We start from the raw sequence: 23,915 nt of genomic DNA, 5'->3' as shown, positions 1-23,915 counted from the left end.
TACCATCCGATAGCCGCTCATGCGGCGGATTGACGGTATCCAAAATCGGGCAGAATGCGAAACGATTTGAACCTATAATTCTCAGCCCAAGCGCCCGTAGCTCAATTGGATAGAGCAGCGGACTTCTAATCCGCAGGTTGCAGGTTCGATCCCTGCCGGGCGTAACTAGAATCTGGTCGTATAGAGATTGCCCACGGTGGACGTGCTTGGGTCCGGAAAATCCGACGAGGGCTGCGCCGTGCGGCCATTGCGACCGTCGCCATCCGCCGGTTCGTCTATTCAAACACTGCGGAAATTGCAAAAAACGATGGCAGACTGGCCTCGCTCCAAGGGGCGAAGGACGATTTCGCCGGCGCCCGCAATTTGTGCGGAGAAATGCTAGCGACAAAAGCGAAGGAGCCCGGCAAAAACCATCGGCCGGTGTCCGCGTCATTCGGCGAGGTCTTTCGCGTCGACAATCTGCCCCGCGTCGGAGCTCGATGCGCCGCTCGTCGCCGGCCGATTGAAGATTCGCAAGGTAATTCCCAGCGATGAGAAGCCGATCATCGCAACGATGCCTATGAGGGAGTTGAAGCTGAACGTCAGCCGTGGGTCGGCGAATTGCGTGAGCAATTGCAATATTGGGAGCATCGCAAGCAGTAACGACACGATCTGCGGATCGTCAATCGCCTCGACGCCGCGTTGGTAGCAAAAAAGCGGCAGGGCAAAGCCCAGCAAGCTCAACACCACGACGTGGATGGTCAGCGCCGGAGGAGCGGCGGACAAGGCATTGCCCGGCAGCAGTGCCGCCGACACCACCAATAGCGTGATAAAGCGAAGGGCCATGGCTTCGGTGGTCTCGATGCCTCGGAGATGCAAGCGGGTAACGAACACTGTCGTCCCTGCCATCCCGAGCGCGGTCGCGACACTCATTCCAATGCCGGCAATTGCCGCGCCGTGCGATATGTTGCCGACAGCGGAGCGACCGGACCAAGTCGTGACGGCGAGCCAGATGATGCCTGCCAATACACCCACTGACACGAGCACATCCGCGCGCGTAATGCGGCAATGGCAGGAGATCATCGATGCCAGGAACACTGTCGCCACCGGCTGGCCTGCGTTGGCAATCCCGCCATAGACGACGGGCTCCAGGCCAGAAGACAAAGCAAAAAAATGGCCGGCCCATACCACCGCCGTTGTCAAATTCAGGGCCAAGATGTCGGGCCAAACCGTCCAGGCACGTGCCAGACAGCGAACCACAGAGCGGTCGACGACCACGCGGTGGACTAAGAACAGAATCGTGACAAGGCCGAAACAGCCGAGTAGTAATAGGGCTGTGTTGATGCGCTGCAGTAGTTCTGCCAAATAAACCAGCCTGATTGCCGATAGCACCATGAACAAGGTCAACCAGGCAAGACCGCGGTTCATCCGTTCTCCTCGGTATAGAGCGGTTTCGGGCAAATCGCGAGCGAAAACCGGCAAACCAAGCGATGTGCATCATTGCATCGCGTGGCATTCATTGGAGGCCCGCGACATCGATTGCGTGCCCCAGGATCGCCTGAAACACTTTTTGAATGGCGGCCGGAGATGCACCGACCATTCTGGCACGCCCATTGAAGCCGGAATGGCGAAGGTTGTCGGCCATAAGCGCCGGATTCGTGTGTGGCGGAGGCGACGCGAAACGCTCGATGACGACTCCATCAGCGGCCATACGCTCCGCTCGGGCCAAGGCGTCGCGGGTCGGGAGAAGGCACTGCCCTGTACATGCGGCCTGGGGGCGCGGCGGCTCCTCCGGCCAGCGATGCTCCAATAGCCAACCGAAAGACAACTCACCCCAATCCCAGCCTGTCAACTGTTCGACGAGCTTTACTAGCCCAAACCCGGAAAGGCGGAATCCCATTTCCAGGAAGTACAAGTTGCCGTGGGCATCGCGAATAAAATCGATCATGAAAGGACCGTCTGGGTAGCCGAACGCTGCCATGCACTGGCCAGCCAGCCTGACGAATGCCGGCGGCGCATGCAAGCCTGGCAATCCGATGTGCGCCATCTCGCGAAAGCCGCGAAGCGTCGGATCCGCTCGGTCCGGTTCATTTTCGATGATCTTTTCGCAAAAGGTGAGCAGGACGGGATCACCGGCGCGAGCTATCCCTTGCAGCGAAAACTCGGCTCCCATAATCCGCTGTTCGAGAAGCATATTTGTGAGTGGCCTGCCGTCGTAGTTCTGCAGGCGCTCGATTCGGGCGGCAGCGTGAAGGGCCTCGCTGGCATTGTCTACCGCGTAAACGGCGAGCCCTCCCGCGGCATCCACGGCTTTAAGAACGGCCGGGAATTTGAATTCACGGACGATGGTTCCAAGGTGTTTTAGTTGCGTGACAACAACATGGGCCGGCTGAGCGACATTTGGAAACTTGTCAGCAAGGGCGGTCCGTTGGGCCGCCTTGTCGCAGGGAACCAGCGGAAGCCGCGGGCCCGCAGGCCGGACGCCAAGCGCCGTCGCCGCCTCGAACGCCGCATGGACATACAGATCAAACCCGGCCAACAGCAGCGCCGGCTTGAGGCTGGCCTGGTTGAGAGCATCCAAGACCTGCGTCGCGCTCGCCGGACAAAGCACGGCTAACTGATTGTCGAAGATTGGTCGGTCTGGAAGACTGGCGCGAAATTTCAGATAGGCCGGCGACTCAATCAGCACGGACTGCATGCGACGTTTCCGCGCCGCCGCGAGGTAGGGGTCCTTGCCATCACGTGTAGCGCCCAGTTGCACAAACGTCGGTGCGATCATCTCCTGACCTCGTGCGGCTAACGCGCGCGCCACTCCCAACATCAGCGGCCGCTCTCGATCTCTACAATTTCGCATCCATCTGAAGAGTGCTGCGTGGCAAGCGGCGCCTGATGCGGCTCGTGGCGAAACATCACTCGGATTGGACCGACGAACTGCGTGTCGGCCCCGGTGTTGTTGCTCAGCGGGGCCTTGTATAACGCTTGCAACGATTCGATTGTCAAACCGCTCCAGTCCGTCAGCTCGGCCACCAAAGCTGGAGCATTTCGCTCCCCACGAAGCAGGCCCCGAATGTGCTCGGCGTCGGGCTGGCGTTGCGGCCTGACGTTGGACAAATACGCATCCAATCCACGGCATTCGGCTGTAAAGGGTGCGAATAGCATGCAGACCAGATGACCATCGGTTAGGCCCAAAATGTCTTCGGCATAGCGCTGCATACGGCGCCGCATCACGGAGATTGCGGCTTCATCCGCATAGCGGCGCCGCATGCGCTCGATGAGGGTCCGAGGAAACCGTTTCTGTTCCATGAGTGCCAGACCAAATTTGCAGTATTCGGCGACCCCTTCGGCGTAAGAGCGCTTCCAGAGATGCTCGGCCTTCAGCCCGCGAAGATGTGCCATCAGCGCGGGATTTGCACAATCGCTTTCGCTGAACGAAAACGCCAAGTCATCGAAGCTAAAGCCAAGAAACTCCGTAAGAAGCTCCCAGTGGCCGTTCGCATCGTACTGCGTGTCGGCGAAGGCTGAAAAAAAACGCAATTCACCGGCAGGCGACGAATCGATTTGGGCCGACTCGGCTTGGCTCGCCTCGAGGCCGTAGACGTAGCTGGAATATGCAGCGCCGATATCGTCTACCAGCCGCAGGAAGCTCCTGAAGCCGCCTCCTTTCGGGCGAGGCAGCCCCAGGTCGCGGGCAACGCCGTGGACGGCTCGGAAGTAACTGCGTTGCTCGACTTCGGAATCCCCAGTGATAATCAGGCAGGCGGGCTGACGGTAGTTCAGGGCGATCGAAAACGACCGCACCATGCCGAAATTGCAGGCATTGCAAAAGGTGGCTCGGTTGCTGCCACCGGTGTGATGGCCATTCATCAAGATGCTGAGCCGATCCGCCTGGAGGAGTTGAGCAGGCATGACAAAATCGGGATGAAAGGGAAGGAGACTGGTGCCTGCAACAACCAGCAGCTCCGCCTTGGGATCGTCGTACAGGCCCAGTGCGCGGTAGACGCGGTCGATATTTTCGGTTACTCCGACGGCCATCCCCGACTGGTAGTTGGTGACCGCCCGGAGAGTGAACGTGTCTCCGCAATTCCGCGCGATATGGAGTTGCACGGCGCGGATGAAGGCCAGCACGAACGAGCTATCCTTGCCGCCACCGTACGGAACCAGGACCGCATTCATGAAGGGGTTCGTCTGGTCCGGCAGCGCGGCCAGCAGACGCTCGGCGCAGGCTCCGACCGCTGCGCGATCCGCTGCCGTCAGTATCGTGCAGAGTCCGGCAAGCACCTCTTCGCGCTTCTTCGCGTCGATAACGGGTTGTGCGCGAGGGGGCTCGGCGGCAGCTGCGGCAAGCCGTTCCGAGGTGGGTTCGATGTGTTCCATGAAGCGCAAGCCGATCGGTGAACTTCAAGCAGGCGATTTCTTCGGGACCTCAAGTGGATTGGTTAGTCGGTTCGGATCGAAGCCGGATCATGGGACCGACCAACCGTTGCCATGATCTGTCGGCTTCAGCGAGCCGCGCGCAAATTCCAATTTGACGATTCCCGAATTGCCCCCAATCGCCAACTTGTGCATGCCGTTCTTGCTCGGCGCGAATGCAAGGCCCTTGACGACGCCGGAGTCGGTGTGGAAGACAAGCACCTCTTTTCCCACGTCGCGGCGTGTCGCCTCGATATTCCACATGGTGACCGATGAATCCTGCCCACCCGCCACGAGGATGTCGCCATCGGGACAGAACGCCAGCGAATTGATCGGCGTGCTTGGACCCGGAAGGATAATCTCATGCGTTCGGTCGAGCTTGCCCTCTTCGATCGTGAGCAAGCAAAGTTTTCGATTGTTCAGCGCAACTGCCAACGTCTTGCCGTCGGGAGACAATTCCGCGGCAAGCGAGATTACCCCGAAGCCAATCGAATCGATCGGCTTCGCACTTGCCACGTCCCAGGACCACACGGTCGGCACGTCGTCCGGCTTTGCATTGTCTCCGCTTGGCGCCGAATTGGCATTAATCGCGCAGGTGACCAACTGTTTGCCGTCGGCGGAAAAAGAAATCGATCGAACCATATTGGGATGTTCGAGCCAAGCACGCGGCTGTGGGGTGGCCCCCGTGGCCAGATCTGCCACGTCCCAAAGCATGACGAACCGTTGCCATGCCTCCGGGCCGAGGTCGAGCGGATCCTTGCCCGACAGACGCGCGGCCAGCGTCTTTCCATCCGGTGAGAACCGGACGGATTCCACCGGTCCTTTGACATCCAGCGTCGTCTTTCGCCTCCCGGCACCGGTGTCCCAGATCTCGATTTTCTTGTCGTGTCCCGCGACGGCCAGCAATTTGCCGTCCGGCGAAAAGGCCACAGACGTGACCGACCGCTCGCGTTCCGCCTGGCCACCAGGACCGCCAAGCTCAATCGCTTGAGTGACGGAATCAGGGCCGAGATTCTTCCAGAACAAGACCTTGGAGCCAGCGGCAATCGGAACGGAGGATCGATCCGCAGGACCACGGTGTTCGGTTGCTCCGACGGCCACGGCCAATGTTCCATCCGCTGAAAATGCCAGATCGCGCACATCCGGCTTGTTGTCCAAAGTCGTATTATCCGATTTCTGCGGTTTGCCGCCCTTTAGCCCCGCAGTCCAAAGTTTTACGGTTCCGTCGGCGCTTCCGCTGGCAAGCTGCCAGCGGTTGTTCGATCCGGCGATTGGAGTGATGGCCAGCGAAAAAACCAAGTCTTGATGTCCGCGATAGCTTGCGCCCGCGGGGCGTGGCGCAAAGCCGACGACTGGTGCACTCAGCTCGTCGAAGCTCCATAGCTTGATGGTGCCGCTGCTGCCGGCGCTCGCGAACCAATGACCGTCGCTTGCCGTCCCGGGCGGGAAAGCGATTGCGTAGACCACGCCTTGCTTGCTTTCCCGGCGATTGAGTTCGGTGCCCGTCGATGCATCCAACGTCAGAATAGTCCCATCGCGAGCGCCGACGAGCAGCGGCTGTGATTTTCCGGAGGCCGCCGGCGCGAAGGCAAGTGACAGAACGCCATTGACACCAAGCGCGGAATCGGCGCCGCGCAGTTCAAGGGGTGGTCCGGGCGGACCAGACGAATCGATCGAAAATACTTCCAGAGAACCGCGCCCGAACCCAACGGCCAAGCGGCGGGAGTCGCCAGACCACGCGATCGCATTGACGCCAAGACGGGTCGTCTGGCTGGTTCCAGAAACTTGGAGACTTTGTGGTTCATCGAGCCTTCCGGTTTTCTTGTCCAGCCTCCAAATCCGAACCGAATCGTCCTCACTTCCCGCGGCCAGTTGAGCGCCGTCGGGCGAAAAGGCCACGCAATTCATGGCCCGCGACGGGCCCTCGCCCCAGGCCACGATCTTCTTGTCGCCGACGCTCCAGAGGCATACTTTGCCTCGTTCCTCCGGCAAATTTTCGTGATTTCCTGTGGCACAAGCCAAAAACTGGCCGTCGGGTGAGAATGCGATTGCAAGCACGCCCAACGATCCCGGTATCGAAACGGCACCGACTTCGGAATGGGAATCCACATCCAGTATCCTCACCAGCGGGAGGGCGCTGGCCTTACCATCGCGAGCCGTTCGCAAGAGGGTGCCGGCCACGGCCAGCAGACGCCCGTCGGGCGAATAGGCCACGCTATGAACGGCCGGGGGGGAAGGGTTCGAAGCGATCATCGGGAAATGATAGGTGGCGTCGCTTTCGCCCTGGCAGAGCCAACAGAGATAACCCCATTCGAGATCCTCCCAATGCTCCGTTTTGGCCACCGCGTCAGGCCGATCGTAGGGTGTCAACAGCTCGACCGCACGGGAAACATTGTCGTCATCGATCTCACTTTTCGCGCGCGATACGTCGGAAAAGTATTTGATCATTTCCTCATGCCGTTGGCTTTCGGTTGCCCGAACCGTCAGTGCATGCCAGTACAGGGCCACGAATGCGAGAATAACGACGATGGCAGCCCCCGAAACCGCCGCAATCAAGCCGCGCCGCTTGATCTCGGCCAAGTGCTGCCGGGCGCTCGCCTCCGCAGCCTTGGCGCGAGCCAACTCTTCTTGCTGTCGTTGCGTTTCGGCCGCCTTTACCCGGGCGATCTCCGCTTGCCGTCGCCGATTGTCGCGACTCGCGCGGACCGGCGCCACCAACACGTCGTGCGTGAGCCAAATAACCTGCAATCGCTCTTGTTCGGCCAATCGCAATAGCCGCCGCTTGATCAGCCGATCGAGGCTTTGTCCATCGGCATGATCGACTTGAAGCGCCGTCTCCATATCCACCGGAAACCGATGGCCCCCATTTGTCAGCAGCCGATCTTCGACGAACAGGCGCGTCGGGGCGTCGATATCGCGCATGCAACGCTCGTAGAAATCGGTCAAAACGTCGTGCTGCTTTTTTGCGACCAGGTCGAGGGTAATCTTTGGCAGACCACTTTTCAGGCGGCGGTTGTTCAGTTCGCTGCAAACGAGGCTTAATAGGGCCGGCTCCACCTCTGTCGGCGATGCCGCCGTGCTTGTCGAACACCGGTCATCGCGTTCAGTTCCCGAGGCGGCGACGAAATCGACAATCGCTCCCGCCACTCCAGCCTCGAGCAGGTCGGGCGCCGGACGCTCGACCGCCTCGAGCGCTTTAGAAACCGTCAGGTGCTTGATGCAAAACAGATTTTGCATGACGCTGTACATCATCGGCCTGAGGCGTTCAAACTCGGCCAGGAAATCCTCGCGCAGGCTAATCAGAATCTTGTAGCATGGATCTCCAAACGCCAATTGCTCGGCCAATCGTTCCGATTCGTCGGTGGGATGGCTCAGCTTCTCTTTGAGCGCCAGGGGCGGCCGGTTTTCGACGAGGTCGGCCAATTCGACGAGAAACTCTTGCACCAACCGCCACGACCGCTGATCGATCCGGCCGAGCGTGAACGCCTCCTCGAACTGATCGAACACGAGCACCGGCGTGACACGACCTCCGTCGCGCGTCTGGAAGTCGAGTTGAGCGCGATGAAAGTATTCCCACAAGGTCTCGTGCTCGCCCGCAGGCGGCGCGATCGGGGCCTCGTCGGACGCTCGATCTTCCCCAAGGGGGTTGCCACTCTCGTCGTCGGACCGCACTGCCAGCACTTGCACCTGCTGTGCGTCCAACGCGCGCTGCAGGGCATTCCAAACGCGTTGACGGAGTGGAGGCGGCTCGGGCAGGAATTCCAAGCGCAGATAAATCGGCAGAAAACCGCTGCGTCGAAGTTTGGGAAATAGTCCGGCTTGGATCAGCGAGGTTTTACCAAGCCCCGATCGCCCGTAGAGCACCGTCAACGTCTCACGGTTGATCAAGCGAAAGAGATCATCGACCTGCTCCTCCCGACCAAAAAAATAGGCGCTCTGTTCCTCGGCGAATGGCAGCAGGCCGGGCCAGGGATGTTCCGCGTTGACATCCAAGCCGGCTTGACCGGAAGTTTCCCTCATAACGCTGACATTTCCAGCTTTTGATGACAGGCCAGAAGCCTTCGGAGGCTCTCCACAAATCGATGGTCCGGATCGCCGCCCGGCAGCAGGCAGGCCTGTTTCTCGACGAAGGCGCTTGGCACCTTGGCGTTCCGGATATCGAGATCGTCGATCACGATCGGAGTAATGAACGGCAGGCCCGTAAAAATGGAGTTGGCATGTTCGACGGCCCAGTTCCATTCCCTGCGAAAATAGCCGACCATACGCTCCTCGGTATTCCGCGAGACCATGGGCAGAAACAGTTTGGAGTCTCGGATCTGCTTTTGAATCATGGCATTCCAATCATCGCCCGGGTCAAGGCCTTTGCCCGGTGCGCCGCGATCCCACCACACATCCACTCCGAGTGATTCGAGGACCGGCACTAACTTTCCGGCCGTCAAGTGATCCTCGTGCGCGTAGCTTAGGAACACCTTCGGCCGCGGCGAAGCTTGTTGAACGTCGTTCCGAGCGTGGTCATCGCCAAGATGTCGCTTCAGGTATCGCTTGAGCAATTCATCCACAAATTCGATCGCGCCGCCGGCCGGAATAACTTCGACTGAGGGAGCAAAATGCGCCAAGAATGCGGTGAGCTCGCCGTCGTGGGCAATATGGGGATCGACGATGATCTCTTGCCAGTTGCTCGGCGCAGATAGAGGCGCGCCCTTGGCCATCCGCATGAAAAATCGCGCCAGCCAGTTCGTAAGATCGCAACCGATGAACAGCAAGTGATGATTACGGAGCTCGTCGAAAAGCAGCTTCGGGCGTCGGCCAGACTGCATGGCGTGCAGAAATTCCAGCAAATCCTCTTCCGTTACCACATAGTCCGGCGCAAGCGACATCCTGCCCATGAGATGAAAAACGATTGGCCGACAACCGCGCTGCCGTGGAAGATCGTCGACTTCTCTGGCACCGAGATTATAAACGATGACATCGGGCGTGGTTTTGCGCGCCTCAAACAGGGCCTTTTCCAGCAACAAGTCTGTTGTCATACTGACGAACAGATTGAAATGCCGGATCTGCGCGAGCTTGCGCAAGCCCTCGGGAACTTCCGGATTTGTGCGGCTGGCGAGCAGGCCGAGTTGCGAGTAGATCTTCTGTCGGCGCGGCTTCGGGCTTTCCAGATACAGGCAGGCCACATGATTCAAGGCCCCTCGTCTGGGCATGGTTTCGATGGTGACCTCGAGGGATTCGGCCAGACGCTTGGCCCAAAGCTGTTCAAGCAGAAGTACGTCGTCGCCTTGCTTCACGTAGAGCAATTCTGGCCCGACAATCGGGATTACTTGGCCGTCGTCAATGAATTGCAGCAAGGTTTCCCAGGAGTCTTCGGAAAGGACCATAGCAGCCTTCTCGATCCAACGGCAACCGCACGACGGAAAAAACTTGAACACAAATCCAAGCTCAAGGATATTACCACCTCCAGGGGGTGGTCAAGAGTCGCGCCGGAAAAATCTTGCGCTGATCGAAGAGCCGCCGCCGGGCACGGGCGCGGATCTGGCGCGCCAAGTTTGCGCCACGATGGGCACTGCCTAAGCGCAATAGCGATGCAGCGCGGACAACTCGCTTGTTGCGCAGGGCGATTGCGCCATGCCCCAAGACGGACTTTGGTGCGGCCGATCACCGCCGAACAAGTCGTCGCCATCGACGGCAAAACATTGCGCCGCAGTTATCACGCCAATACCAGCAAGGCGGCCATTCACATGGTCAGCGCATGGGCCACCGCCAACTGCATCAGCTTGAGACAAGTGGCTGTCGACGCCAAGAGCAACGGGGCTGAATTAAAGGGGACGTCACGTCAGAACTATTTCTAACACCGACAAACCAAACATCAAGAATCGTTCTGGCCCGTTTTGCCTCTTATCGCCGCTCCGTTTCGCGAACCAAGTCGACAATCGCCGCGGCCAACTCCGGCTCCGGCCCTAACGGCTCGGCGATGATCCATTCCGTGATCCATTCTGTAGTCCGTTCAGTTCGATGCCGTTCGCCGCTTGCGGTTTCGCGTGTCACAAACTGCGATCCTTCCCGTGAGGCTTGCCGTTCAAACCGTGCCACAGCCTCCCGTACTTCTTGAAAAAGTCGGCCGCGAAACAGCAGATGCGGCTGCACGACGATCCGCTCGTAACCGGCGGCCGCGACGAGCGGCAGCATTTCTTCGAGCGATGGCTTGGCGACAGCCGCAAAACAGGTTTCGACCCGGCCGACCCTCGATCGCTCGCCGCGCAGGGCGGCAAACCGACGCACGGTCTCAGCCGCCGCGGCATCGGAGCTTCCCCGGCCGACCAGCAGCAATAGCGTTCGCTCCGGGGGCAATGCGGCGCGGCCGGCCAGGGCCTCGTCGTATCGCCGGGTGGCAAGATCGACCATCCGGGGATGACAATCGAGAGCCGGCGTCTGCCCAATCATCGGGCGGGGGTTGCCGATGGACACTTCATCGTGTTCCGTGCGGTTTAGGGCCGCGGCGACGGCGGCTGGAATATCTCGCTTCGCGTGTCCTGCGGCCGTTAGCAGAACCGGCACCGTGGTGATTCGCCTCGCACCACGGTCGCGGAGCCGCTCGAGGCCATCCCCAACCGTCGGCTCGGCCAATTCAAGAAAACACGCTGCCATCGGTCGCGGCAATAGGAGCGGCCGCACGAGTTCGGCCAACCGCAAGAATTCGGCCACTCCCATCGGATCGCGAGTGCCATGGCCGATCAGAAGGACAGCCTCGGAGGCAGGGGCCAGCGGACAGCGGTCGGGGGCCGCAGAATGGCGAACGTTCGATTCCGCCGCGACGCCATTCGCCTTCGTCCCTTTGGAAGTCGCGTCCATCTCATTCCGCTCTGGGCTCTCGCCCGTGACGTTCTGATATCCTGTCCTCGCTCCCAACGCCGTCGGCGCTTGTTATAGTAGTTACTGCTAGGCAAGCGTACCGGAAAATGCGGCGTGCGGCAAACTTGCTGCGGCTAAAACGCCGACTTGTCCGTGAACGAGGCGGAGGAGGGCGCGTCGGTCAATAATTTCCTCGCTGACGCTTCGGGCTAGTGTGTTTGGTCCTCGCTGACGCTTCGGGCTAGTGTGTTTGGTCCTCGCCGACGCTTCGGGCTAGTGTGTTGATCGGCGAATTTTAGACAACGGCACGCTCGCGTTGCTTCTCCGGCATCGAAGCACGATTCAGGAGTTTTTGGTGACTGTCGTAACGGCTTCCAAATACTCGTATCTGACGATGACGGCCGGGGCCCGGGCCGGCACCACGTTTCTACTCGACCCGGCCGTCGAATGCCGGATCGGTCGCGATCCCGATTGCGCGGTCGTGCTTACGGATCCGCTCTGTTCGCGGGTTCACGCCGTTTTGAAATTCGTCGATCAGCATTGGATGGTGGTCGATGCCGACAGCCGCAATGGCACCTTCGTCAACGATCAGCGCGCCGACGACGCCGTGCTCGCCGACGGCCACACGGTGCGCATTGGTTCGACCGAGTTCGCGTTTCAGGTTTCGGATCAGCCGCCGACGGTCAGCACCGATCCCGATGCCGACTTCACGCAAACGATCGTCAAGAACCTCCCGATGTTCGGCGGCAGTTCGACCGGCGACACGGGCGTAATCGCGCTCAGCGCGCTCCGCGATACCGATCAAGCCCGGCAACTTTTGGTACTCTATCAGTTGAGCCTTCGGCTGTTGGCGCTCGACCATCCCGACGAAGTCACGCAGGTATCGCTCGATTTGTTGCGCGAGCAAACGCATGCCGCGGTGGTCGGCTTCCTGTGGGTCGACGAGGCGGGTCGGCTGAAGCCGAAGATGGTGATTCCCGAGACGGCCGCAGAGCCGATCCGCTTGAGCCAATCGCTCACCGAGTTGGTGTGCAAACAGGGCAACGCGGTGTGGATCGCCCGGCAAAAGGCCGACAAAACAACCGCCAGCCTGTCGCACTTTGCCGATGCACTGTGTGTGCCGCTCGTGCGGCAGGGGGTGACCGTCGGCGCATTGCACGCCTATCTCCAGCGCGGCCGATTTCGCCAGAGCGATTTCGATTTCAGCATTTCCCTGGCCAATATCATGGTCGTTGCTCTCGTGCGGGCGAGGCAGCGAGCCAGCTTGGAAACCGACTATCGCCGCCTGATGGCCCAGTCGTCGGGCCATAGCGAATTGATCGGCGATTGCCCCGCGATGACCGATCTCAAGGGAAAGATCGACCGCGTCGCTCGCAGCACCGGCTGTGTGCTGATTCGCGGCGAAAGCGGCTCGGGAAAGGAGTTGGTCGCCCGGGCAATCCATCGCGCCAGCCCGCGGGCCGACCGGCCGATGCTATCGGTCAACTGCGCCGCGATTCCCAGCGAGCTGATGGAAAGCCAGTTGTTCGGCCATAAGGCCGGCTCGTTCACCAGCGCGGATCGGGATCATACGGGCTACTTCCAGCAGGCCGACTGCGGCACGCTGTTTCTCGACGAGATCGGCGAACTCACTTGGGAAGGCCAGGCCAAGCTGCTGCGAATTCTCGAAGGGCACCCGTTCTTGCCCGTCGGCGCAACGCAGCAAATCACGGTCGATGTGCGCGTCATCGCCGCGACAAACCAGGATTTGCAATCGCATGTGCAACAGCGGAAATTCCGCGAAGATTTGTACTACCGCCTGACCGTGTTCGACCTGAATGTTCCGCCGCTACGCTATCGCGGCAGTGACATCGAACTACTGCTGAACTATTTTTTTGACCACTTCCGCCGTCAACACGGCCGGCCGGGATTGTCGCTTTCCAATGAAGCACGGCAAAAGCTGTTGAGCTATTCCTGGCCGGGCAATATCCGGCAGTTGCGGAACGTGATCGATAGCGCCGTGGTGTTGGCCAGCGGCAGCGAGATCGAGCCCGACGACCTGGGCTTGCGCGGCAGCGGCGCCGGCGGCGAACTCGATTCGCTGCGGCTCGACCATTGGGAGCGCAAGCTGGTGGCCGAAGCCTTGCGCCGCACGGCCGGCAACGTTCCGGAAGCCGCCAAGCTGTTGGCAATCGGCCGGGCCACGCTCTACCGCAAGATCGAGGAATACGGCATCGAACGTTGATCGCCACGCCACGAAGAGAAGTGAACCACGGATTAAGCGGATAGACACGGAACCGAAGCAGGGAAACTAGGAATTACGCGAAAGACGCGAATACGAAGCAGAATAAGTAATACCAAAGACGGTAGAATCTTCGGCGTGATCTCCTGGTACTCTCCGCTCACCCAATGCTTTCCCGAATGGCTGGTCTGAATCCAACTGCGGTTCTCGATCGCGAAGAATATGTCGAGCAGGCGCATTTGTTTCGGGCGCTGGGGGAGCGGATGCGGCAGAATATGTCGGTGCAAGAACTTCTCGTCTCGGTGAAGGAAGAAATTCTCAGCACGACGCGTTTGCCGCTGGCGCTCGATTATCTGGCGGCGGAGCTTCGGCTGCGGGGCATGTTTTCCACGGCGATGGCAAAGCTGTCGCACTATTTTACGCCGTTTCAGACCTACGTCGTGGCCGAGGCCGAGGCCGACCGCGGGAAATTCGACCTGTCGGTGGCCCTGACGATCCTGGAGCGCGAGGCTCAATATCGGGCGGCCGGAGCGACGCCGCAAGGAATTTTTATCTACGAATTCGAGTGTTTGTGCCGCAATCGGCTCGGCTACGATCACGGCCTGGCGGCGGTCGCCGGCGATCCGCTGTTCGACGATGCGTGGCGCGAATGGATCGGCACCGTGCGGCGACAGGTGGGCATCGTCGATTTCGCCGATCTGATTTACGTGCGCAGCCGGCGCTATATCCAAGACCGCGAACGGCAAGGCCTGCCGCTGGAAAATGCCGGCAAGTCGGCGCTCTTCGGCGAGCGCGAAGGGCGCATCGCTTGGGCCAATCGCCGCAAGGATCCGCTGCTGCTGTTCGCCGCGCTGCATCGACAATTGGGCTACCCGGCCGTGCCCCGGCTGGAGCCGATCGAGCGGACATCGGAAATCATCCCGGCGCTGATGCGGCGGATAGAACGGCTCGAGACCCGCATCAAGCTCTTGGAAGAAGAGCAAAAAGGCGGGATCGATCTGACGAAATTTTTCGGCGGCGAAAATGCCCGTGGCACTCCCCGCGACGGGTAGCCATCTGCGACTATCGGCTGCCACTGCTGGACAAGCCGGCAGTCGCACCCGACGAAGCGGCAGCGACCCCTAAAACAGCGGACGCGAGCCAAGCGATTGTGGCTTGGCTCGCGTCCCCGTGCGTTTGGATTTGCTTTCGGAAACCGCTCAGGCGGCCATCGGCAGGATCATCACTTCGCCGGTGATCCCGATCAGAAATTCTTCGAAGATGCGCACGTCCAGCGCCGACGCCGATTCGCTTTCGGGGTGGAATTGCGTGCCCATCGCGAACCAGTCGTCGCGGGTGCTCTCGATGGCTTCGATCACGCCATCGGGGCAACGGGCCGTGACGCGGAATCCTGGCGCGACTTCGTCGACCGCCATGTGGTGCAGGCTATTGACGCGGATTTCGCCGTCGCCATAGACGCGCTCCATGAGCGAGCCCGGCACGACTTCCAGCCCGTGACGATGTGCCGGATCGAGCGGATCTTTATGGGGCACGGCCTTGGGCATGTCTTCGGAAATGTGCAGGAATAGATTGCCCCCTTGCGACAGATTGAGCAACTGCATGCCGGCCCCGATTCCGAACATCGGCAAGCGCCGGTCGGCCACCAGCCGGATCAGCATGCGATCGAAATCTTCGCGGCGGGTTTCCATTGGCCGCACCGTGGGGTGCAGCATGAATCCGTCGCGGCGCGGATCGAGATCGGCTCCGCCGACCATCACCATGCCGTCGAGGAGGTCCAGAATTCGCTTCAAATCGGCTTCTTCGGTCAGCGGTGGAATGATCACCGGGATTCCGCCGACTGCCGTAATTGCGTCGTAGTATCCGGATGCAAGGAAGGTGAACGCAGGAGCATCTTTCTTCGCAGCGCGGTAGTCCGCATTCAAACCGATCATGGGTTTCGTGCGCATCGCAATTCCTTCTGGGCAACGTCCTGTGCCCGTTTGCGATCCTTCGAGCCGGCCAGCCGAGCGGATCGGCCCGCCATGGGCACGATCGATGCGAACAGCGCATCTGCTCTGTTTCATTGGATGGTCCGCCGAAGGATCAAAGCCGAGAATCAATCGTCGATCCACGTGAGGAACATTTCCACTTGCTCAGCGGCAGCGAATGCGCCGACTGAGATTCGAACCGACCGGCGACCTTGCCGAATTGGTTCTGTTTTTTTGCCGGGCGTTAACCGGCGATGGCTCTCCCGATGCCAAATTCAGTTCGTGTCCGTCCTGAACACTTCATCCTGAACGCAATCGTCCGTGAACACTTTTTCGTCCGTGAAAACCGCTGGGCCGAGCGACTGTCCCTATTCGCCCATTCCTTGGCCGCGCCGCGAATAACATCCTTGTTGAAAAACGTCCTTGTTTGGGGCCGCAAGAAGGGCCCGCGAGCAACGAAGGCGAATTTACAGCGTCGAATTTCCCTGTAAATAGAGGGCCATCATCTTGCGGTTCGCAAAAGTGCTTGCACAACATGGTGTGCAAGCACTTTTGCCGCCGCGGCGAAATCGGGGCGATGAAGACGAAGAATCACGGGTCGTGCCGTTGTGTGAACGCGCTTCGTTGCCCGCGCATGAGCCTCGCCGTCCTCTGTCGCGTCTTTACGCCTTGGCGGCGGAAGTGTATGCTGGCACTTGGTTTGTCGCGTTGCCCGTTGGCGCGCGGCCGGTTCGGTTTCCGCTTCGCCAGTCTGCGTTGGCCCGACATGAAGTATCAAAACGTCTGCGTGGAAAGCTTCGGTTATACGCTGGCCGAGGAGGTTGTCAGTTCGGAAGAAATCGAATCCTGGCTGAAGCCGCTGTACGATCGGCTTCGCCTGACGCCTGGGCGGCTGGAAATGATCACCGGCATTCGCCAACGGCGATTTTGGCCCCGCGGCGTATTGCCGAGCCAAAAGAGCGTCGAAAGCGCGGCGCGGGCCATGCAGGCCGCGTCGATCGATCCGCGCGAAATCGGCTGCCTGATTCATGCCTCAGTGTGCCGCGATTTTCTCGAACCTGCTACCGCCTGCACCGTTCATCATCGCCTCGACCTGCCGCGCGAATGCCTGATCTACGACGTTTCGAATGCCTGCCTTGGCATTCTCGACGGCGTCGTGCAGGTGGCCAACATGATCGAGCTCGGCCAGATCCGTGCGGGACTGGTAGTTGGAACCGAGGGTGGACGGCAACTCGTCGAAACCACGATCGCTCGGCTCAATGCCGACACGAGCCTCGGCCGCAATGAATTGAAGCGAGCAATCGCGTCGCTGACGATCGGCTCTGGAAGCGCGGCGGTGCTTTTGACGCACCGCGATTCGAGCCGCACACAAAATCGGCTGCTCGCCGCCACCGCACGGACTGATACGCGTTTTCACGGCCTATGCCATAGCGGCCGCGATGAATCGGTCGCTGGCGACATGCGCCCCCTGATGGACACGGATTCCGAACGATTGATGCTCGAGGGCATCCGCATGGGGCAGGAGACCTTCGGCGATTTTCAGCAGGAATTGAATTGGTCGGCCGCCGATATCGACAAGACATTTTGCCACCAAGTGGGTTCGACCCACCGCAAACTGATGTTCGAAGCGCTCGGCTTGGATCTTGCGATCGATTTCCCGACCGTGGAAATGCTCGGCAACACGGGTTCGGTGGCGTTGCCGATGGCCATGGCGCTCGGCATCGAGCAGGGGCATTTGGTGAAAGACGACCATGTGGCCTTGCTCGGAATCGGATCGGGGATCAATGTATTGATGCTGGCCGTGGATTGGCAGCGGAGCTGCATTCCATTGCCGGCGGCGTCGCTGCCGGCGGCCGCATTGCCGGGAAGCGCGGAAGCGGTGCGACCGGCCGCGTTCGCGGCGAAATAAGCAAGCCGCTTTTGGCGCTCACTCCGCAAAGCTGGGCACCCAGCCGGAACGCAAGACCGTAGGATTTGGCCTTATGCAATGCCCACACTGCGGCAGCGAGATTCCGGATTCGGCGGCATTCTGCCCGGGTTGCGGCCGGCGCATGGCCGACGCGCCGGTGCAGCACACGGGCCATCCCTTGGGCAAATCACCCGCGCCCCCGCTCAACACGGCCGAACAGTTGCAGAATCGCAGTGCCCAGATCCGGGCGGCCGGCGATGTGGCCGAGCAAGAACTGTGGCGTGGCACTTATAGCTACAAAGCCATGACCGGCACGCTGCTGTCGGCCATCCTGCTCAGCCTGGCGGGGCTGGCGGCGCTCGTTCCATTTCACACCGGATACGCCCCGTTCGTGATCCTGGCAGTGCTGGTGCTGCTATGGATCGTGGTCGGACTTTCAATGCTGTGCCGCCGGCTGGGCATTCGCTACCGGCTGACGAACCAACGCTTTTTTCTGGAGCGTGGGATTTTGCATCGCGTCACCGAGCGGATCGAAGTGATCGACATCGACGACCTGCAATTCGAGCAGAATCTGGTCGAGCGCATGTTCGACGTCGGCTCGATCACGCTGACCTCGACCGACAAAAGCGTGCCGAAATTCTGGCTGCAGGGAATCGAGCACGTGCAGGAAGTGTCCGACCTGATCGATCAGGCCCGGCGTGCGGAACGCAACCGCCGCGGACTGTATATTGAATCGAGTTGAGATCAAGGATCGGCTTGAGCGGCAGGACGTCCGGAACCGCCCAACCGTCGTCAAAAGCAATCGCAAAGTGCCGCCCCGCATCTTCTTCCATGCCGGCCTCGTACCACGTTCGGATCGCCAAAGATTATCTGGTCTTTAGCGCTGCGCACTTCATCACGTTTGCGGGAAATATCTGCGAGCGGCTGCACGGGCACAATTATCGCGTCGGCGCGGAATGGTTTGGCGCGCTCGACGAGAACCACTATGTCGTCGATTTTATCGCGCTGCGCGACGCGCTGCGCGCAATCGTGGACGAACTGGATCATTACGTGTTGCTGGCGACCGAGCATCCGACGATTCGCGTTCGAGCCGACGAGACATGCGTCGAGGCGACGTTTGCCGAGCGCCGCTGGCTTTTCCCCCGGGGCGATTGTAAGCTGTTGCCCGTAGCCAACACGACAGCCGAGCTGCTCGCCCGCTATATCGCAGAGCGGCTGCTGGCCGACATGGCTGCCGCTAAAGGCGTCCGTCCCGGGCGGCTGCGGATCGAAGTGGACGAGTGCTTCGGTCAGTCGGCAGTATGCGAGATCGTCGAGTAGCTGCCGCTGGTTGGCGAACGAAGCGAGTGGCCAACGAACGCGGGCCGCCCAAGCCACTTGCGCCGCTTCTCCGGAACCGCGCGGAGCGTTCACGTGCTAACCAACGTTTCGCAAGAACCGGCGATCGCTGATTGAGTTTTCCCCTCCGTGTCGATCCTGATCCAATTTCTGCTTCGCGCTTCGTTCGGGCTTGCCGTGGCGATGGCGATCACGCCGCCGCGCAAGGTGACCAGCGGATTCTACCGTAATCACTTGTATGTGATTCTCGGCATGTGCGTCTTGGCGGCACTGGCGGCGTTGAGCCTGCCGGAAGGGGAGCGGACGCTATTGCCGCTGATTGCTGCGGGTTTGAGCTACGCAGGGGCGGTCGCGTGGCTATATGAAAAACGCCGGCTCGGCGTGGCGCTTCTCGCGGTCGTCGCGACCGTCGCATTGGTCGGCGATTGGCAAGTCGCAGGCCAACTTCACGAGCCACGAGCCACGAGCCACGAGCCACGGCCGGTCTCGTCCTCCGAACCACTCGTCTCACTGCTACGGTTTGCCGATCCGCCGACTGCCGGCTTGCTGCTGGGATCGGTGCTGGGGGCAATGTTTTTGGGCCACTGGTATTTGAACACTCCGACGATGGAACTCGGCCCGTTGCGGCGGTTGCTGGTGCTGGTTGCGGTGGCGACGATTGCCCGGGCGGTCGTTTGCGGGGCCGGCGCGATGCTTCAATTCCAACTGGGTGGGCCTCCGCCGATCGCGTTCGTCGTCTTGCGCTGGTTGGCGGGCTTGATCGGCGTCGGCGCGATGGCCGGGATGGCTTGGCAAACGCTGAAAATTCCCAACACGCAAAGCGCCACGGGCATTCTCTATGTCGCCGTGATCGGGGTGTTTATCGGCGAGCTGACCTCGCAACTCCTATCCGCCCATACGCTGTTTCCGTTATGATTTAGTTAGGTGCTGCTGGTCCCGTGGAACGCCAACGGCCCCATCCCATCGCCGTTGACCGTCGCCCGTCGCCCCTCGCCCCTCGCCCCTTCTCATGAACGCCACGTTTGTCTGTCCACACTGTCGTCAGCCCGGCCGGGTCGAACTGGCCGATGGTGCGATCCAATTCTCGTGTCCCGGTTGCGGGCAGACGATTCCGATTTCGGCCGACGCGATTGAAGATGGCCGGCTGGCGCGGTGTTTGGTTTGCCCGAGTGTCGACCTGTTCGTGCGCAAGGATTTTCCGCAGCAGGTGGGGGTCGGATTGGTCGTGTTGGGTCTGGCGGCAAGCTGCGTCACGTGGGGTTTTCATGAAACTTACCTGACTTTTGCCGTTCTTTTCGCCACGGCGCTGGCCGATCTTGCGTTGTATTTGCTCGTGCCCAACGCGCTGATGTGTTATCGCTGCGGGGCTCAATATCGCGGCTCGGCGGGGCTCGATGCTCACGGGCCGTTCAATCTCGAAACCCACGAGCGGCATCGGCAGCAAAAGGCTCGGCTCGAGCAACATGAGCGCCGGCAATCGGCGGTGCCTCGCTGAACTAGCATGCTCTCATCACGCGGCGGACGATGGACCCGGAGCGGCAACGCATACAAGACGACCTGCGCGGACTGATTCGCGGCGATGTGCGCTGCGACGATGTCTTTCTGCAGCTGTACGCCACGGATGCGAGCATCTACGAGATCCGCCCGCTCGGCGTGGTGCGGCCGCGCAACACTGCCGACGTCGTGGCATGCATGCAATATGCTGCCGAGAAGCGGATTCCGATCCAACCCCGCGGCGCGGGAACCGGCCTGGCCGGCGAATCGCTCGGCCGCGGGCTGGTAATCGATTTCAGCCGTTATATGCGGCGGATCATTCGCATCGACGACGATCGGGTGCGCGTCCAGCCGGGAATGGTTCACGCGGTTCTGAATGAGCATTTGGCGCTCTCGGGGCGGCTGTTCGGGCCCGATCCGGCGATGAGCCTCGTGACCACGATGGGCAGCGTCGTGGCCATCGACGCCTCGGGAAGCCATTGGTTGCAATACGGCTCGGCGCGGCGGCACGTGCAAAGCTTGCAAGTCGTGCTCGCCGACGGGACGGTTTGGGAGGTCGGCCGCGAGCCGATTCCGACGACGGCCGACGGGTTGGCCCCATCGCGGCGGCAGGAATTGGTTCTTCGTCTGCATACGCTGTTGGAGCAGAATGCCCAACTGATCGCCGACCGCCGGCCGAAGACGCTGCTTGACCGCTCCGGCTATCAATTGAGCGACGTGCTCGATTCCGACGGCTTGCATCTCGAGCGGCTTTTGACCGGTAGCGAAGGCACGCTGGCCTTGATCACCGAAGCGACGCTTTCGACCGTGGCGGCGCCGCGGTATCGGGGCGTCGGCGTGCTGTTTTTCGAATCGCTGGAGCGGGCCGCGCAGGCCGTGCAAGAGATTCTCCAGTTCGAGCCGTGTGCCTGCGATCTGTTGGACCGGCGGCATTTGAGCCTGGCACGCGAAAACTATCCCGAATACGCGTTGCTGATTCCCGCCGAGACGGAAGCGCTATTGGTGGTCGAGCAATCGGGAAACGACGCGGCCACGGTGCGCCAGCGGCTGACGCAAACCGTCGACCGCGTGCGGCGAAAGAAGCATCTTGCATTCGACGCTCGGCAAGCGTTCGATCGCGAAGAAATCGATCTCTATTGCCAGTTGGCGCGGCGCGTCGTGCCGACGTTGCACCGCTTGAAGGGCTCGACTCGTCCGTTGCCGTTCGTGGAAGACCTGGCGGTGCCGCCAGCGGCGCTGCTGGATTTTCTGGTGCGAATGCAAAACACGCTGAAGCGCCACCAGGTGACCGCGTCGCTGTTTGGCCACGTCGGTCACGGACAACTGCACGTTCGACCGTTTCTCGATCTGACGAATGCCGAAGACGTCCGCAAGATGGAAGACCTGGCCGCCGATCTGTATCGCGAAGTGCTCGATGTCGGTGGGACGATTAGCGGCGAGCATGGCGATGGCCTGAGCCGAACGCCGTTCGTGCGGCAGCAGTTCGGCGAGTTGTATGATGTGTTCCGCGAAGTGAAGCAGATTTTTGATCCGCTCGGGATTCTCAATCCCGGCAAAATCGTGGGCGACGAAGGCCGCTCGCTGACGCGCGATCTGCGTCCGCAAACAGCGCTGGCGGAGGCCAGCTCGATCGGCGGCGCCGATGGGGCGGCATTGCCGGGGGGCCGAGTTCCCGCGGCCGCATTGGAGCCCCGCGCGAGAAATGGGTCCGCGGCTGCGACCAACGGTTCAGCGGCGGCAGCATTTCCCGTCGCCGCCCCGTTGGAAATGCATTTGAATTGGGGCGCCGCCATGATGGCCGCCACGGCACGCGGTTGCAACGGCTGCGGCACGTGCCGAGCCCAATCGAGCGATTTGCGGATGTGCCCGATTTTTCGCGCCAACCCCGCCGAAGAAGCTTCGCCGCGGGCGAAAGCGAATCTGATCCGTGGCGTCGTGGCTGGAAAGTTCGATCCATCGGTTCTGGCGACCGATGAGATGAAAAGCATTGCCGATCTTTGCGTGAATTGCCATCAGTGCCGGCTCGAATGTCCGGCGGGGGTAGATATTCCGAAGTTGATGATCGAAGCCAAGGCCGCCTATGTGGCGACCAATGGTCTTCGCCCCAGCGATTGGCTCTTGGCCCGATTCGACTTGCTCAGCGCTTGGGGAAGCCGATTCAGCCCATTCGCCAATTGGGCGGTAGGAAATCGGCAGGCCCGCTGGGTGCTCGAAAAGCTGTTGGGGATTGCACAGGGGCGAAAACTGCCCCGCTTCGCGCCGTCGAGTTTCTTGCGTTTCGCGGCTCGACGCCGCTTGACCAAGCCAACTCGCCGCAGCGGCCGGAAAGTGCTCTATTTCGTCGACACCTATGCCAACTACCACGACCCCAAGCTTGCCGAAGCCTTGGTGGCCGTGCTGGAGCACAACGGTGTCGCCGTCTATGTGCCCCCCAACCAATATCCCTCGGGCATGGGAATGATCTCGATGGGTGCCGTGGATGGTGCCCGCCGGTTTGCGGCCAAGAATATTCCGCTGCTGGCCGAGGCAGTTCGCCAGGGTTATCAAATCATCGTTACGGAGCCGTCGACGGCGCTCTGCCTAACGCACGAATATTTGAATCTTATCGACGACGACGAGGCTCGGCTCGTGGCCAGCGGAACGGTGGAAGCATGCACTTATCTGTGGCGTCTCCATCAGAACGGCAACTTGCAGCTCGACTTCCAGCCGCTCAACGCATCCCTTGCCTACCATACGCCTTGCCACAGCAAAGCGGTCTTGAGCCGCGAACCTGCCTCGCGGTCGTCATTGACGGCCGGCGTGCCGGCGGAACACTTGCTGCGGCTCATCCCCGCCCTGAGTGTGCAACGGGTTGAAAAAGGATGCTCGGGCATGGCGGGTACCTACGGGCTCAAGCAGGCCAACTATCGCAGCAGCATCCGCGCCGGTTGGGATTTGATCTCGCACATGCGGCGTCCCGAGATTCAGGCCGGCGCGACCGAATGCAGTGCTTGCAAGATGCAAATGGAGCAGGGGACCAACAAACCGACGCTGCATCCTTTGAAACTGCTGGCGCTGGCCTACGGCTTGATGCCCGAACTAGCAGAGAAAATCACCAACCGCGGGCAGGATCTGTTTGTCACCTAAGAAGCGTTCGAGCAGGAGCCCGATTTTGCTCCATTACCCCTCGCGTTCGTGAAGCAGCGAACCGGTGTCCCATGAAACTCGTAGTCAAGCTATTTGCTTTGGCCAAAGAGCTTTACGGCGACGACAAGATTGCTGTCGAACTGCCGCCCGGGGCCACAGTTGGCGACTTGCGGGTGTGCCTTAGTGCCGCGATTCCGGCCCTTTCCCCGCTGATTGCCGGAATGCTGATTGCGGTAAATTCGGAATACGCCCTGGACAGAAGCCCCCTCGCAGTTGGGGATGAGGTGGCTTGCATCCCGCCGGTAAGTGGTGGATAAAGATAGAGGATGCCGCGACGGGGCAGTTCAGTCCACGACCGTCTTCAGTCCGCCGAATGGCCTTTAAATGGCGAGGATGTCATGAAAAAGCAAGAAGTCTTGACCCTGTTGGAAAAGTTTCCCGACTTGGTCGACAGCGACGAACTGATTCAGGATTTATTCCACGAAGCCGCCAGCGACCCGCAGGCGAACTATTCCAAGCCCGAATCAGACCGTAGGCCCTCGGCCACGCAAGCTGGCGGCGAGCGGATCTTCGATCGTCGCCGCTAGCATCCGGAGGCCGCGCATTGTCGCTTGGCACAATGCAC

Annotated in this window: 17 protein-coding genes, 1 tRNA gene and 1 pseudogene; 12 read left to right on the top strand and 7 right to left on the bottom strand. The window is 60.7% G+C overall.

The genetic code is table 11. The features are described 5' to 3' along the window. Window positions 1–90 precede the first annotated feature (90 nt). A tRNA-Arg gene (locus VHX65_20235) sits at window positions 91–164 on the top strand. 265 nt (window positions 165–429) lie between these two features. Here the strand turns inward: VHX65_20235 and VHX65_20230 are convergent. From VHX65_20230 to VHX65_20210, 5 genes are all read right to left on the bottom strand, one after another. Further along, window positions 430–1,407, bottom strand: a complete 978-nt coding sequence (locus tag VHX65_20230; GenBank protein HEX4000885.1) for a hypothetical protein — start codon at window positions 1,405–1,407, stop codon at window positions 430–432. 88 nt (window positions 1,408–1,495) lie between these two features. Further along, entirely contained in the window at window positions 1,496–2,677 is a 1,182-nt protein-coding gene (locus tag VHX65_20225) for an ATP-grasp domain-containing protein (protein ID HEX4000884.1), read from the bottom strand. A 122-nt stretch (window positions 2,678–2,799) separates the two neighbouring features. After that, window positions 2,800–4,362, bottom strand: a complete 1,563-nt coding sequence (locus tag VHX65_20220) for a hypothetical protein (protein HEX4000883.1) — start codon at window positions 4,360–4,362, stop codon at window positions 2,800–2,802. A gap of 78 nt (window positions 4,363–4,440) precedes the next feature. Beyond that, complete coding sequence (locus VHX65_20215; GenBank protein ID HEX4000882.1) at window positions 4,441–8,409, bottom strand: AAA family ATPase; 3,969 nt, start codon at window positions 8,407–8,409, stop codon at window positions 4,441–4,443. Then, window positions 8,406–9,764 carry a toll/interleukin-1 receptor domain-containing protein gene (locus VHX65_20210; GenBank protein HEX4000881.1) on the bottom strand — a complete coding sequence of 453 codons (1,359 nt, stop codon included), beginning with the start codon at window positions 9,762–9,764 and terminating at the stop codon, window positions 8,406–8,408. Before VHX65_20210 ends, VHX65_20215 begins: the two co-directional genes overlap by 4 nt. 261 nt (window positions 9,765–10,025) lie before the next feature. Between VHX65_20210 and VHX65_20205 the strand changes: the two are divergent. After that, window positions 10,026–10,193, top strand: a pseudogene (locus tag VHX65_20205) (ISAs1 family transposase). An 88-nt stretch (window positions 10,194–10,281) separates the two neighbouring features. Here VHX65_20205 and VHX65_20200 read toward each other — a convergent pair. After that, the gene (locus VHX65_20200; protein ID HEX4000880.1) at window positions 10,282–11,235 is read right to left on the bottom strand and encodes a sirohydrochlorin chelatase; all 954 of its coding nucleotides are present in this window, start codon (window positions 11,233–11,235) and stop codon (window positions 10,282–10,284) included. Window positions 11,236–11,590: 355 nt separating this feature from the next. On the opposite strand from VHX65_20200, the gene VHX65_20195 reads away from it, so the two are divergent. Then, window positions 11,591–13,459, top strand: coding sequence for a sigma 54-interacting transcriptional regulator (locus VHX65_20195; GenBank protein ID HEX4000879.1), 1,869 nt, complete (start codon window positions 11,591–11,593; stop codon window positions 13,457–13,459). A 176-nt stretch (window positions 13,460–13,635) separates the two neighbouring features. Further along, window positions 13,636–14,508: a hypothetical protein gene (locus VHX65_20190; GenBank protein HEX4000878.1), complete on the top strand. Its 873-nt coding sequence runs from the start codon at window positions 13,636–13,638 to the stop codon at window positions 14,506–14,508. A gap of 147 nt (window positions 14,509–14,655) precedes the next feature. Here VHX65_20190 and VHX65_20185 read toward each other — a convergent pair whose 3' ends face one another. Then, entirely contained in the window at window positions 14,656–15,402 is a 747-nt protein-coding gene (locus tag VHX65_20185; GenBank protein ID HEX4000877.1) for a gamma-glutamyl-gamma-aminobutyrate hydrolase family protein, read from the bottom strand. A gap of 706 nt (window positions 15,403–16,108) precedes the next feature. Here VHX65_20185 and VHX65_20180 point away from each other — a divergent pair. The 8 genes from VHX65_20180 (at window position 16,109) to VHX65_20145 (ending at window position 23,877) form a co-directional block, all read left to right on the top strand. Beyond that, complete coding sequence (locus VHX65_20180; protein HEX4000876.1) at window positions 16,109–17,332, top strand: 3-oxoacyl-ACP synthase III; 1,224 nt, start codon at window positions 16,109–16,111, stop codon at window positions 17,330–17,332. Between the two features lie 73 nt (window positions 17,333–17,405). Continuing rightward, window positions 17,406–18,074, top strand: coding sequence for a PH domain-containing protein (locus VHX65_20175; protein ID HEX4000875.1), 669 nt, complete (start codon window positions 17,406–17,408; stop codon window positions 18,072–18,074). An 89-nt stretch (window positions 18,075–18,163) separates the two neighbouring features. Next, on the top strand, window positions 18,164–18,652 hold the full coding sequence (locus tag VHX65_20170) for a 6-pyruvoyl tetrahydropterin synthase family protein (GenBank protein ID HEX4000874.1): 489 nt from the start codon (window positions 18,164–18,166) through the stop codon (window positions 18,650–18,652). A gap of 147 nt (window positions 18,653–18,799) precedes the next feature. Next, window positions 18,800–19,585, top strand: a complete 786-nt coding sequence (locus VHX65_20165; GenBank protein ID HEX4000873.1) for a hypothetical protein — start codon at window positions 18,800–18,802, stop codon at window positions 19,583–19,585. A gap of 94 nt (window positions 19,586–19,679) precedes the next feature. Continuing rightward, window positions 19,680–20,165 carry a hypothetical protein gene (locus VHX65_20160; protein ID HEX4000872.1) on the top strand — a complete coding sequence of 162 codons (486 nt, stop codon included), beginning with the start codon at window positions 19,680–19,682 and terminating at the stop codon, window positions 20,163–20,165. 29 nt (window positions 20,166–20,194) lie between these two features. Then, on the top strand, window positions 20,195–23,290 hold the full coding sequence (locus tag VHX65_20155; protein ID HEX4000871.1) for an anaerobic glycerol-3-phosphate dehydrogenase subunit C: 3,096 nt from the start codon (window positions 20,195–20,197) through the stop codon (window positions 23,288–23,290). 71 nt (window positions 23,291–23,361) lie between these two features. Beyond that, window positions 23,362–23,607, top strand: a complete 246-nt coding sequence (locus VHX65_20150) for a MoaD/ThiS family protein (protein ID HEX4000870.1) — start codon at window positions 23,362–23,364, stop codon at window positions 23,605–23,607. A gap of 81 nt (window positions 23,608–23,688) precedes the next feature. Further along, window positions 23,689–23,877 carry a hypothetical protein gene (locus tag VHX65_20145; protein ID HEX4000869.1) on the top strand — a complete coding sequence of 63 codons (189 nt, stop codon included), beginning with the start codon at window positions 23,689–23,691 and terminating at the stop codon, window positions 23,875–23,877. Window positions 23,878–23,915: the final 38 nt, after the last annotated feature.

The organism is Pirellulales bacterium, assembly GCA_036267355.1.
In the GTDB taxonomy this organism is placed as follows: domain Bacteria; phylum Planctomycetota; class Planctomycetia; order Pirellulales; family DATAWG01; genus DATAWG01.
Note: the sequence above shows the minus strand (reverse complement) of the source record. Positions and strands in the feature narration are given on the sequence as shown.

What these genes read in the sequence shown, in the direction of transcription:
- VHX65_20230 (HEX4000885.1), bottom strand. Translation starts at nt 1,407, where the DNA reads ATGAACCGCGGTCTTGCCTGGTTGACCTTGTTCATGGTGCTATCGGCA.
- VHX65_20225 (HEX4000884.1), bottom strand. Translation starts at nt 2,677, where the DNA reads ATGCAGTCCGTGCTGATTGAGTCGCCGGCCTATCTGAAATTTCGCGCC.
- VHX65_20215 (HEX4000882.1), bottom strand. Translation starts at nt 8,409, where the DNA reads ATGAGGGAAACTTCCGGTCAAGCCGGCTTGGATGTCAACGCGGAACAT.
- VHX65_20210 (HEX4000881.1), bottom strand. Translation starts at nt 9,764, where the DNA reads ATGGTCCTTTCCGAAGACTCCTGGGAAACCTTGCTGCAATTCATTGAC.
- VHX65_20200 (HEX4000880.1), bottom strand. Translation starts at nt 11,235, where the DNA reads ATGGACGCGACTTCCAAAGGGACGAAGGCGAATGGCGTCGCGGCGGAA.
- VHX65_20190 (HEX4000878.1), top strand. Translation starts at nt 13,636, where the DNA reads ATGGCTGGTCTGAATCCAACTGCGGTTCTCGATCGCGAAGAATATGTC.
- VHX65_20185 (HEX4000877.1), bottom strand. Translation starts at nt 15,402, where the DNA reads ATGCGCACGAAACCCATGATCGGTTTGAATGCGGACTACCGCGCTGCG.
- VHX65_20180 (HEX4000876.1), top strand. Translation starts at nt 16,109, where the DNA reads ATGCTGGCACTTGGTTTGTCGCGTTGCCCGTTGGCGCGCGGCCGGTTC.
- VHX65_20175 (HEX4000875.1), top strand. Translation starts at nt 17,406, where the DNA reads ATGCAATGCCCACACTGCGGCAGCGAGATTCCGGATTCGGCGGCATTC.
- VHX65_20170 (HEX4000874.1), top strand. Translation starts at nt 18,164, where the DNA reads ATGCCGGCCTCGTACCACGTTCGGATCGCCAAAGATTATCTGGTCTTT.
- VHX65_20160 (HEX4000872.1), top strand. Translation starts at nt 19,680, where the DNA reads ATGAACGCCACGTTTGTCTGTCCACACTGTCGTCAGCCCGGCCGGGTC.
- VHX65_20155 (HEX4000871.1), top strand. Translation starts at nt 20,195, where the DNA reads ATGGACCCGGAGCGGCAACGCATACAAGACGACCTGCGCGGACTGATT.
- VHX65_20150 (HEX4000870.1), top strand. Translation starts at nt 23,362, where the DNA reads ATGAAACTCGTAGTCAAGCTATTTGCTTTGGCCAAAGAGCTTTACGGC.
- VHX65_20145 (HEX4000869.1), top strand. Translation starts at nt 23,689, where the DNA reads ATGAAAAAGCAAGAAGTCTTGACCCTGTTGGAAAAGTTTCCCGACTTG.